Origin of the sequence: Galbibacter sp. (genome assembly GCF_035306585.1) — a bacterium.
Taxonomy (GTDB): Bacteria; Bacteroidota; Bacteroidia; order Flavobacteriales; family Flavobacteriaceae; genus Galbibacter.
Genome location: NZ_DATGNU010000124.1, coordinates 1 through 12,348, shown reverse-complemented (window position 1 = coordinate 12,348; position 12,348 = coordinate 1). Strand labels below are relative to the sequence as shown.

9 protein-coding genes and 1 tRNA gene are annotated in these 12,348 nt (G+C 38.4%); 5 read left to right on the top strand and 5 right to left on the bottom strand.

Annotation, left to right across the window (positions count from 1 at the left end; genetic code table 11):
* Positions 1-91 precede the first annotated feature (91 nt).
* Together rimP and VKY50_RS11355 are read right to left on the bottom strand one after the other, a co-directional pair.
* Positions 92-553, bottom strand: coding sequence for a ribosome assembly cofactor RimP (gene rimP / locus VKY50_RS11360; protein ID WP_324301936.1), 462 nt, complete (start codon positions 551-553; stop codon positions 92-94).
* Positions 554-914: 361 nt separating this feature from the next.
* Positions 915-986, bottom strand: a tRNA-Gln gene (locus tag VKY50_RS11355).
* A 250-nt stretch (positions 987-1,236) separates the two neighbouring features.
* Between VKY50_RS11355 and VKY50_RS11350 the strand changes: the two genes are divergently transcribed.
* Together VKY50_RS11350 and VKY50_RS11345 are read left to right on the top strand one after the other, a co-directional pair.
* On the top strand, positions 1,237-4,581 hold the full coding sequence (locus VKY50_RS11350) for a DUF2723 domain-containing protein (protein WP_324301934.1): 3,345 nt from the start codon (positions 1,237-1,239) through the stop codon (positions 4,579-4,581).
* A 69-nt stretch (positions 4,582-4,650) separates the two neighbouring features.
* Positions 4,651-5,286 (top strand): polysaccharide deacetylase family protein, encoded by a 636-nt coding sequence (locus VKY50_RS11345; protein ID WP_324301932.1) that lies wholly within the window; start codon positions 4,651-4,653, stop codon positions 5,284-5,286.
* 8 nt (positions 5,287-5,294) lie between these two features.
* On the opposite strand, the gene VKY50_RS11340 is transcribed toward VKY50_RS11345, so the two are convergent.
* The 3 genes from VKY50_RS11340 to VKY50_RS11330 all read right to left on the bottom strand — a co-directional run bounded on the left by VKY50_RS11340 (position 5,295) and on the right by VKY50_RS11330 (position 7,712).
* Entirely contained in the window at positions 5,295-5,594 is a 300-nt protein-coding gene (locus VKY50_RS11340) for a thioredoxin family protein (protein WP_324301930.1), read from the bottom strand.
* A 96-nt stretch (positions 5,595-5,690) separates the two neighbouring features.
* Complete coding sequence (locus tag VKY50_RS11335) at positions 5,691-6,932, bottom strand: metallophosphoesterase (RefSeq protein ID WP_324301927.1); 1,242 nt, start codon at positions 6,930-6,932, stop codon at positions 5,691-5,693.
* 51 nt (positions 6,933-6,983) lie between these two features.
* Positions 6,984-7,712, bottom strand: a complete 729-nt coding sequence (locus VKY50_RS11330; protein ID WP_324301925.1) for a copper homeostasis protein CutC — start codon at positions 7,710-7,712, stop codon at positions 6,984-6,986.
* A 40-nt stretch (positions 7,713-7,752) separates the two neighbouring features.
* Between VKY50_RS11330 and VKY50_RS11325 the strand changes: the two genes are divergently transcribed.
* From VKY50_RS11325 to rplM, 3 genes are all read left to right on the top strand, one after another.
* Positions 7,753-8,745 carry an isoaspartyl peptidase/L-asparaginase family protein gene (locus tag VKY50_RS11325; protein ID WP_324301923.1) on the top strand — a complete coding sequence of 331 codons (993 nt, stop codon included), beginning with the start codon at positions 7,753-7,755 and terminating at the stop codon, positions 8,743-8,745.
* A gap of 113 nt (positions 8,746-8,858) precedes the next feature.
* The gene (polA, locus tag VKY50_RS11320) at positions 8,859-11,687 is read left to right on the top strand and encodes a DNA polymerase I (protein ID WP_324301922.1); all 2,829 of its coding nucleotides are present in this window, start codon (positions 8,859-8,861) and stop codon (positions 11,685-11,687) included.
* Between the two features lie 153 nt (positions 11,688-11,840).
* On the top strand, positions 11,841-12,296 hold the full coding sequence (rplM, locus tag VKY50_RS11315; RefSeq protein WP_324301920.1) for a 50S ribosomal protein L13: 456 nt from the start codon (positions 11,841-11,843) through the stop codon (positions 12,294-12,296).
* The last annotated feature ends 52 nt before the right edge of the window (positions 12,297-12,348 follow it).

The window sequence follows — 12,348 nt, the reverse complement described above, 5'->3', positions numbered from 1 at the left end:
GGCCATTAGGGTTACACGATCTATAAGCTTATCATCTTTAAACTCAGAAAATGATTCGATCAATGCCAGATTCTCCATGTCTGTTCTTTAATTAAAATTTTATCATCACTTTAGCTTCTTGTATATCCTCAAAAAGGACTTTTTTCTCGTACTTAACAGTAACTTTTCCTTTACCTACTGGTTTAGGTTCCCTGGCCTTCCAAGCTAATTGCAATCCATTGGCGGTTACCGCTGTAAGTTCGCCTTCAATTTTACTCTCACTGGTAGTAACTTCAAGTTTTCTACCAATATTCTTCCGATATTGTCTGTGATGTTTAATAGGCTCTGTAGCACCTGGCGAGGTAACCTCCAAAGAGAAGTCTAATTCCTCTCTATCCAAATTGTGCTCCACATGCCTACTGACATCCATACAATCTTTTAAAGTAACGCCTTTATCACCGTCAATAATTATTTTTATTTTATTGTCGGAACTCACCGAAAAATCAATCAAAAACAATGACTGTTTCTCCTCTAGAATTTCATTTAAAAGCCTTGTTACTTCTTCTTTCAACATCTATAATTAGTATAAAAAGAGGGGACTGCCCGTCCCCTCTGAAATAGATTATTCACTTTCAACGGTGCAAATATACAAAAAAATATTATACGACTTTCACCAAAGAGTAAAATGTTCGTTATCAAATTATTCACTTGTTCTTTACGAAGTGCTCTTACCGTCATTGTTGAGCACAAATTAAGAATAACCATAAGACGAAAAAACGTAGAATTCTTCCTTTTTAGATTAACTACAATTTTTGCATAAACACAACTTTTGGGAATGATCCCGAAAAAAGGTCATGGGAAAACGTCTTTAATTCATTGCTGCCTATTAAGAACAAGAAAGCCCTTAAAAACTGTAGTTTTTAAGGGCTTTCTTGTTGGCCTACAAGGACTCGAACCTTGAACGACTGAACCAAAATCAGCTGTGTTACCAATTACACCATAGGCCAGTAAAATGTGCTTTAAAACGTATCATCCGTAAAAGCAGGTGCAAATTTATAACAAAGTTTGATATGCACAAACATTTTTAAATTATTTTTTATTCACCTTGAAAATCAGAGGAGGATTTAGGAGTGAAAGCCTTGAGAAATACCAACTTTAGGCCCTTGGTTGTTAACATTTTTGAAAAGTAATTTACATTCTTATATATTTTCTTAAATTCGCCTGTTATATATCATAATATACTAGAAATAAACATAGATGTCTGCAGAACAATTTAAAAAATGGGATACTATTCTAGGATGGATAGTTTTTGCGATTGCTTTATTGACTTACCATCTCACGGTAGAACCAACATCAAGTTTTTGGGATGCAGGTGAATACATAGCGACCTCAGCCAAGCTACAAGTGGGACACCCTCCAGGAGCTCCTTTCTTTCAAATGATGGGTGCTTTCTTCGCTATGTTCTCTCTAGAGGCAGAAGCAATAGCTGTTACTGTAAATCACATGTCCGTATTTTCAAGTGCTTTCGCTATTTTATTTATGTTCTGGTCCATTACAAACATCACTAAAAAATTAGCTCAGAGAGGAGGAGCATTAAGCGTTGGGAGTTATATCGCTATTTTAGGTAGTGGATTTGTTGGAGCTTTAGCCTTTACCTTCTCAGACAGTTTTTGGTTTAACGCTGTAGAAGCCGAGGTTTATGCTATGGCCATGCTTCTAACCTCCATTATGGTTTGGTTAGGGCTTAAATGGGCCGATGAAATGCATACGCCAAGAGGACATAGATGGCTCGTTTTGATTTCCCTAGTAGTAGGTTTATCATTTGGAGTTCACTTTATGGCTCTTCTAACCATCCCTTCTCTTGGAATGATCTATTACCTTAAAAATAATGAAAAGTACACTGCTAAATCATTTATTATAGCCATTTTAGTTTCTGTAGGAGTATTGCTGTTTATTTTCAAAATGCTATTACCCAATGTGATGAAATTCTTCGGTTATTTAGAAGTCTTTTTCGTCAATAGTATTGGACTTCCTTTTAACTCAGGAACGATCATTGCAGGGATATTAGTCATTGCACTATTTTATTTTGCACTCACCTATACCAGAAAAAAAGATTACAAGCTCTTAAACACCATTGCGCTCAGTGTGATGTTTATACTGATCGGATTTTCTACCTGGATGATGATTCCTATACGAGCAAACGCAGGTACAGTAATCAATGAAAATAGCCCAACGGATGCCAGACAATTACTGGCATATTACAACTTAGAACAATATCCTGAAACCCATTTGTTTTATGGCCCCATGTATTCGGATGCCTTTGCAGGACAGGATCCAGATGATCCGTATATGGATGATAAACCTAAGTACGAAAGAGATTATGAAGCAGGAAAATATATAATTGTCAACCACTATAAAGATGCCAGAGTAGCCCCTAATAGTAATCACCTAGGGTTTTTGCCAAGAATGTGGAGTAGTGAACACGCTGCAAATTACATGAAGATTACTGGTCCTCTAGAGATTCAAGTCAAACCACAATATAGAAGTGAAAGACAACTCACCGATGCAGTTTCTCAATTCAAACGCGATCTAGAGAATGGAACCATTGATGAGGAGCAATATGTGGACTTTATAAAGCAATTCAGCAGCTTTTTAAACGTAGAGAAACCAAGCTTTTTGCAGAACATGCGTTACCTATTTGAGTATCAAATGGGTTATATGTACTGGAGGTATTTTATGTGGAATTTCGTAGGTCGACAAGACGACATTCAAGGAAAACTCGACAATCATGGAAACTGGTTAAGTGGCGTGAAGTTTGTAGATGAGTGGCATCTTGGATCCCAAGATCATTTACCTACTGATGTATTAGAAAACAAAGCCAGAAACACCTATTTTTTCCTACCTCTTATACTTGGAATTATCGGTTTATTATTCCTATTTAAAACCGACAAACAACTTTTTTGGATACTCTTTATCCTATTTTTATTCATGGGATTAGCCCTAAAGGTTTACCTGAATGAAAGACCGTTCGAGCCAAGAGAACGGGATTATGCATTAGTGGGATCCTTCTTTGTGTTTTCTATGTGGATAGGACTAGGAGTCTACGGTTTATTTGAAGAGTTTAAAAAATACCTAAAGCCAAAAATATTAGCTCCAGTGGTGATTACCGTTTGTGTACTTGCCGTGCCAGTGGTGATGGTGAGTCAAAACTGGGATGACCATGATCGCTCGAATCGTTATACCGCTCAATCAATGGCTAAATCATATTTGGATTCAATTCAAGAAGATGCAGGAGCCCTCCTTTTCACCATTGGAGATAATGACACCTTCTCCCTCTGGTACGCTCAAGAAATAGAAGGCTATCGTACGGATGTTCGTACGATCAATACTAGTTTATTTGCCACCGATTGGTATATTGATCAAATGAAAAGGGCTGCCTATGAGAGCAAGCCGATTCCCTCCCAACTCACCCATGATAAATACGCTTATGGTATTCGCGATGTAGTATACTATCAGCAGCTAACTGATGAACGATGGGATATTAAACGATTTATGGATTGGGTGAGTAATGACGAAAATACCTTTAGAACGCTCATTAAAAAACAAGGTGGCGACCCTAGCCAATATCCAGAAAGCTACCTCAATTTAGTTTTCTATCCGACCAATAAAATACGTGTTCCCGTAAACAAACAAACTGTATTGGAAACCGGGTTGGTTAAAGAAAAAGATTCCTCTCAGATTGTGGACTATATCGACATTGATCTGCCAAAGTCAGCACTGACCAAAAACAGGTTGTTAATGCTTGATCTGTTAGCAAACAACAACTGGGAGCGTCCAATTTATTTCACTGGAGGTAGCTTCGATGCTGCAGAGTATATGTGGATGAAAGATTACTTACAATTGGATGGCCTGGTATATAAACTTGTACCAATCAAAACAGCAGTCGATCAAAACAATCCATATCAAATGGGTCGATTGGATCCAGATCTTATGTATGATATTGTCATGGATTGGGATTGGGGAAATTCCGAGTCTCCAGATATCTACCACGATCCTGAAACACGTAAAAACAGTATTTCTTATCGTGGAAACTTAGCAAGGTTAACCGAAGAACTCCTTAAGCAGGGCGATAAACAGCGCGCCAAAGAGATTCTAGATCTAGCTATGGAAAAAATGCCATTCGGATATTTCGGATATTACGTATTCTTAGAGCCCTATGTTCAAGGTTACTATCAAGTGGATGAACGTGACAAAGCTAGAGAGCTCTATAAGGGCATCGTGAAAAAATATCAAGAAAGCCTTAATTACTATAGTCATTTACCCGTAGAGGAACAATATCAATACGCATCAGAAATCGTATCTGATGTGCAGCGTTACAGAAGTCTACTGGACATTGTGGTTCGTTATGATACGAAAGATTTTGGAATGCCTGAAACACAAACATTTAACGAGTATTTAGAGCGCTTTAGTAATCTCTACGGTGGAGCACGTCCAACGCAACCAACGGAGCAGGAATTACAAGATCAACAACCTATCAGAGATGCGGCTCCAGAAATTCCAGTAGACTCTGCGATAATGGAATTGGATACCGCTTTTCAATAAAAACATAAGGCTTCTGAGCACCCTAAAGGTGCCTAGGAGTCCTTTTTGTTTGAACAAATTTGAGTAGCTTTGAAATTGTATGTCGTTAAAACCCCAAAGCTTTTAAAATGGGTTTTTAAAAGCAAAATTTGGAATATTAAAACATCTCAGAAAGAAGTATTTCTAACCTTTGATGATGGACCAACACCGAGGATCACTGACTTTGTTTTAGACCAACTAGAAAAGCATCAAGCAAAGGCTAGTTTTTTCTGTGTAGGAAAGAACGTACATGAGCACCCTCAGATTATGGAGCGGATACAAAAACATGGCCATACCATCGCAAATCACACCTATAATCATTACCACTGTTATAAACACTCTTTAGAGGACTACCTTCATAACATCGAATTAACCGAAAATCTCTTTGAGCAGCTTTCAATTAATTCTAAAAAATTGTTTAGACCGCCCTATGGTAGAATATCCCCAAAGGCTACCAGAGCCATCCAAAGACAGGGGTATAACATTATTATGTGGGATATCTTGAGTGCTGATTTTGATTTAAAAAACAGCGCCGCGAAATGTACGAAAAACGTGATTGAAAACATTAAACCCGGAAGCATCGTCGTGTTTCATGATAGTGTTAAATCTTATCCGATATTAAAAGAAACACTTCCCAGGGTATTAAGCCATCTAAATGAAAATGGTTATCAGTGTTCGACTTTGTAGTATATGAATTATTTAAGATACTCCTGAAGCAATCCAATGAGGGTTTCAGCATCTTGCTCTCCAGTTTGACGCCACACCATTTCACCATTTTTATAAATCATCAGTGTCGGTGAACCTTTAACGCGTAGTGCATCAGCAAGCTCTTGGTTTTTGTCAATGTCGATCTTTACAACCCGCGCTTTATCTCCTAAGGAAGCTGCAACCTCCCTAAGAACAGGGTGCATTGATGTGGATGAATCGTTCCAATCGGCATAAAAGTCTAAAAGTACTGGAACTTTACCTGCAATTAACTCCCCAAACTTTGACATACATACTGAATTTTAACGGCTGTTTAACTCAAATGTACTAAAAAAAAGTAAAACTGCGCATCAAAATATTGGATTCCATTCACTTTTTGTGCGATATTACACAGTAGCTTTAGGCTTTTTCCTCAACTCAATAACACTAACCTCTGGCCAGATTCCTACACGACCTGGGTAGCCTATAAATCCAAGCCCTCTATTGACATTAATATACTGTCCAGCCACCTCATAGATTCCAGCCCAATACTTATAACGGTATTGTACTGGACTCCACCTCACAATGCCAGGGATTTCAACACCAAATTGCATTCCATGAGTATGCCCACTAAGGGTAAGGTGGTAATGATATGGGTGATTGATTACCTGATGCTCCCAATGCGAAGGGTCATGACTCATTAGTATTTTAAAATCAGATGCCTTAACATCTTTGATCGCGCTCTCCAGATCACCTGCCTTTTTGAACCCTCCTTCACCCCAGTTCTCTACTCCAATTAAGGCAATGCGCTGACCGTCTTTTTCTAAAAATCGATTTTCATTCAAAAGTAAATCAAATCCCATATCTTTCTGGATTTGCTTTAACTCTTCCAAATTAGCATTCTTATCGGCTTCAGAGGACCAATCGGCATAATCACCGTAATCGTGGTTTCCTAAAACTGAAAAGGTTCCATCCTTGGCTTTTATTTTTCCAAAGGTTTCTTTCCAGGGATACATTTCTGAAGCAACGTTATTGACTAAATCGCCTGTGAAAAGTACAACATCAGACTCTTGTTTGTTGATCAAGTCAACCACATATTCGATCTTTTTCTTGTTATCCAAACTTCCAGAGTGAATATCAGAGATCTGTGTCAATCGGTAACCGTCAAAGGCATCTGGAAGATCTTCGAACTCCAATGTATAGCTAAGTACTCGGTAATCATATTTTCCTTTATACATCCCATATAAAAGTGATAAAAACGGAACAGAGGCTAATCCCAAAGCAATTTGACTTACAAATTTCCTACGCGATGGAAAATTACCAGCGGAAAGTTCAGCAGTGGTAGTAATCTTACTTATGCCCCATCTTACCACACGGAAAACATCTTCCATAAGCATAAAAAAACCACTACATAATCCCAGGGCAGCAAAGGCTAGGAAGAGCCCAACAGCTACGCCCATCCCAGTATTGATTCCTTCAGATCGATCAAAGTGATTAAATTGCAGGTATAGATTCACTAGTACCCCTATAAAGGCAAGACCGTAGATAACTTGTATATATGGGTTTCTTACCAAGGTGCGGAATGCCTGAAAACCGTATATAGCACCGATAATATACAACACTCCTAAAACGATCATAAATCGTGACATAGTTTATTTTTTTTTCAAAAGTACCTCATCTGCTGAGGAATAAAGGCATTTTTAATATTTTTTAACTAAAGAAACGAGTTCAGCCACTTTGGTCGCATTTGTCAGGCGAACATAACGTTCATCATAAAGGTTACAATTGAAAGCTAAAGGAATATTAGATTTTAGTTGCAAAACTGGTTGGCTGGCAGAAAAGTGAATTTCTGAAAAACCTGCCTGCACAAAATCTAAAATATTATCTTCATTAATACCACCTCCAGGCATTAATTTTATACGATCACCGAAGCGCTCATTAAGCAAACACAGTTTTTTCATTCCCATGAAAGCGGTCGGCTGTTGACCACTAGTTAGAATCCGAACACACCCCATATTAATAAGTTCCTCGATTGCTTGCTGTGGTTCTTTAACCCAGTCAAAGGCCCGATGAAAAGTAAAAGGTAAGGGAGCACTTAACTGAATCAATTCACGGGTGCGTTTAACATCTAAAGAGTTATCTTCATTTAAAACCCCAGAGACTATCCCACTGCAGCCATTTTCCTTACACCATATAATGTCCTCCTTCATTACTTGAAATTCGGCATCACTATAAGTGAAGTTTCCACTTCTAGGACGAATAAGCACAAAAACAGCAATAGACAACTTTTCTAATACCAGCTTCAAAGTTCCGTGACTTGGTGTAATCCCCCCTACTTCTAGTTCGGCACAAAGCTCAATACGATCCGCTCCTCCGTTTTCTGCATTTATTGCAGATTCCAAAGAATTTGAGCAAACTTCTATCAACATATCCTTATATTTAATACGTAAAAATAATCAACAATCCGTTATGCAACGTCGAAAATTCTTGAAAAAGACTGGCCTAGGTGCCAGTGGACTGCTTTCCATTCCACTATTATCTTCTTGGAATGATCAGCTCCCTGAATCTATTACAAAAACATCTAACAAGGCGAATGTTCCTATTGTGGTCTGTACATGGAACTTCCACAATGCCACTTCAAAGGCATGGGAAGTCCTGGACTCTGGCGGTTCATCTCTTGATGCGGTTGAACAAGGGGTACGCATTGAAGAAGCCGATATTCATAATCAAACCGTAGGAAAAGGCGGTCGACCAGACCGGGATGGTCATGTCACTTTAGATGCTTGCATTATGGACAAATCAGGAAATTGCGGTTCCGTAGTGTACCTTCAGAACATCACCCATGCGATCTCTGTTGCTCGAAAGGTAATGCAAGAAACTCCACATGTAATGCTGGCCGGAAAAGGTGCAGAAAAATTTGCCTACCAACAGGGATTTAAAAAAGAAAACCTACTCACTCCGCAATCTAAAAAAGAATGGTTACAATGGAAAAAAAAATCCAAATACGAAACCATCATCAATATCGAGAACCACGATACCATCGGAATGTTGGCCATTGATAAAAATGGCGATATTTCGGGAGCATGTACCACTAGTGGAATGGCTTATAAGGTAGGTGGACGAGTGGGCGATTCCCCTATTATAGGTTCTGGGTTATTTATTGATAATGAAGTTGGAGGCGCTACTGCTACTGGAGTAGGTGAAGAAGTTATGAAAACCGTGGGTTCTTTTTTAATTGTAGAACTGATGCGACAAGGTAAATCGCCTTTGGAAGCTTGTAAAGAAGCAGTTCACAGAATTGTATCAAAGAATAAAAATTACAAAGACTTTCAAGTGGGCTTTTTAGCCATCAATAAACTAGGAGAAACCGCCTCCTATTGTATACATCCTGGATTTAGTTATAGTAAATACGATGCAAGTGGGCAGAGCGACAACCCATCGGATAGTTATGTGAAGTCATAACAATAAGAAAATCAACTCTTTTAGTTAAATGTAAAAATTGATCTGTAAACCTAGACGACCAACTCCTAGAACTTTTTTAACTTTACCAATTGCAATTTAAAACATCGACGATCATGTCCGAGAAGAAGAAACTGTTCCTATTAGATGCTTATGCTTTAATATTCAGAGGATACTATGCTTTTATAAAAAACCCAAGAATTAACTCTAAAGGCATGGATACCTCGGCCATATTAGGGTTTATGAATTCTTTATTGGATCTCATAAAAAGAGAACAACCCCATCATCTCGCTGTGGCCTTTGACAAAGATGGAAGTAAAGATCGTCTAGAGATGTTTGAATCTTATAAAGCCAATCGTGATGAAACGCCCGAAGCTATTAAAATTGCAGTACCCATTATACAACAAATCCTTCAGGCAATGCATATCCCTTGTATAGTCAAACCTGGATATGAAGCGGATGATATCATTGGAACACTTGCCAAACAAGCCGAAAAGGCTAATTATCAAGTTTTTATGGTAACCCCAGATAAAGATTTTGCACAATTGGTATCAGAAAACATATTTGTTTACCGACCAGCACGTATGGGTAACGGTATTGAAATTTGGGGAATACCCGAGGTTCAAAAGAAATTTGAGGTAGAAAGACCAGAACAGGTAATTGACTTTTTAGGAATGATGGGAGATGCGGTAGATAATATACCCGGACTTCCTGGTGTAGGAGAAAAAACTGCTAAAAAGTTCCTCAAAGAATTTGGTAGCATGGAGAACCTTCTAGCCAACACAAGTCAGCTTAAAGGTAAAATGAAAGAAAAGGTAGAGGCCAATGCTGAATTAGGGTTATTATCTAAGGATTTAGCGCGAATTATGCTGGATGTTCCTGTGGAGTTTAACGAGAAAGATTTTGAATTAAACACTCCAGATTTACCTAAGGTTCAAGAGATCTTTCAAGAGTTGGAATTTAGAAGGCTTGCAGAAAACCTTTTAAAAACTTTCAGCCCTCTACCAAGTGATCAAACTATTCCCGCTACCACGACAGCCCCTAAGATCTCAAATACGGTAGATCAACAGCTGGATCTTTTTAATGACCCAGCCAATGATCAAACCACAGGGTTCACTGTAGAATCTGGGTTGAAAACCATTGATCAAGTAGCTCATTTATATCAACATGTGGATAGTGAGTTGTCTCGAAAACTGTTACTCGAAATGCTACTTAAACAAAAACGCGTGTGTTTTGATACCGAGACAACAAGTCTAAAATCGCTAGAGGCTCAATTGATAGGATGTGCTTTTTCTTGGGAGGCTGGTAGTGGATATTATATGAGTTTCCCTGAAGATCAACAACAAACAAAACAACTATTAGAGCCTTTTAAAGCCTTTTTTGAAAACCCAAACATTACCAAGGTAGGTCAAAATTTAAAGTATGATATAAAAGTGCTTTCTAATTACGAAATAAAAGTAGAAGGCCCGATCTTCGACACAATGATTGCCCATTATCTGATCAATCCCGATATGAGGCATCAATTGGATATTTTAGCAGAGACCTATCTCAATTACAAGACAATCCCTATAGAGGATCTCATTGGAAAAAAAGGCAAAAACCAAGGAAACATGCGCAGCGTTCCGCTCGAATTGCAAACCAAGTACGCTGTAGAGGACGCAGATATAACCTTACAATTAGCCACTATTTTCGAGCAACAATTAAAACAAAACAATGCTGAGAGAGTATTTACTGAAATAGAGTCTCCCTTAGTGAAGGTATTATCCGCGATGGAAATTGAAGGGATTGGTCTTGATACGGCCTTTTTAAACTCCTTGACAGAGGATCTCAACAACGATCTATTACAATTAGAACAGGCGATTTATAGTCAAGCTGGTGAAGAATTCAACATTGCCTCACCAAAACAGTTAGGGCCGATACTATTTGATAAGTTAAAACTAGTAGATAAACCTAAAAAGACAAAAACCGGACAATACTCTACCGCTGAAGAGGTCCTTTCTTACCTAGCGAAAGAGAATAGGATCGTCTCAGATATTCTACAGTGGAGACAATTAAACAAATTAAAAAGCACCTATATAGAGGCGCTACCTACAGTGGTGAACCCGAAAACGGGTCGTGTTCACACGATCTATAGTCAGGCCGTCGCGGCCACTGGACGATTGAGTTCAAACAATCCAAATTTACAGAACATTCCTATTCGAACAGAACGAGGCAGACAGGTTCGAAAAGCTTTCGTTCCTCGAAGTGAAGATTACCTTTTACTTGCAGCAGATTATTCGCAAATAGAACTGAGAATTATTGCAGCGTTAAGCGATGAGGACACTATGATCAATGCCTTTAAGAACGGGGAAGACATTCACGCCTCAACTGCAGCAAAGGTCTTTAAAGTGGATATAGACAAGGTTACCCGTGAACAACGTAGCAATGCAAAGACCGTTAATTTTGGTATTATTTATGGAGTCTCAGCATTTGGGTTAAGCAATCAAACCAATTTAAGTCGAAGCGAAGCCAAGGAACTCATCGACACCTATTACCAGACTTATCCAAAACTAAAGGCTTATATAAGCAAACAAGTTCACTTCGCTCAGGATAACGGATATGTTGAAACCATATTGGGTAGAAGGCGTTACTTAAAAGATATTAATTCTCGAAATCAAGTAGTACGAGGAGCCGCTGAGCGCAACGCGGTCAATGCTCCTATTCAGGGAAGCGCAGCTGATATCATTAAAATTGCCATGATCCGCATTCAGGAGAAACTAAAGGCTGGTAATTACAAAACTAAAATGTTATTACAGGTTCATGATGAATTGGTTTTTGATGCATACAAAGAAGAAATAGAAACGGTGACCCAACTTATAAAGTCAGAAATGGAAAATGCTTTCCAGCTCAAGGTGCCACTTGATGTTGAGATCGGACTGGGTGTTAACTGGCTTGAAGCACATTAACGATAAATCCCTAGGAACCAACCAATTTGTGGCATTAAATTATTCACATTCCTTATTTGCAAATAATAGAAATAATTGTACTTTTGCACCCCATTATCCCAACTTTTCGTATGGGAATGGGAATGGAATGTTTAATTTTTTAAAAAAGTTAGTGTGGATACATTAAGCTACAAAACAATTTCAGCTAACAAATCGACTGTAAACAAACAGTGGGTTTTAGTGGATGCTGAAGGTCAGGCACTAGGTCGTCTTTCTTCTAAAGTAGCCAAACTACTTAGAGGTAAGTACAAGCCTAATTACACACCGCATGTTGACTGTGGAGATAACGTTGTTATCATCAACGCAGAAAAGATCAACCTCAGCGGTAAAAAATGGGATGCAAAAGAATACATCCGTCACACTGGATATCCAGGTGGTCAAAGAAAAATAAATGCGACTGAGTTATTCAAAAAAGACCCTACGCGTTTATTAGAAAAATCGATTAAAGGAATGCTACCTAAGACTAAATTAGGTGCAGATTTATTCCGTAACCTAAAAGTGTATGCTGGAACTGAGCACAATCATGAAGCTCAAAAGCCAACTGCAATTAACTTAAACGATCTTAAATAATGGAAGTAATTCACAAAATCGGTAGAAGAAAAACCGCGGTTGCAAGAGTGTA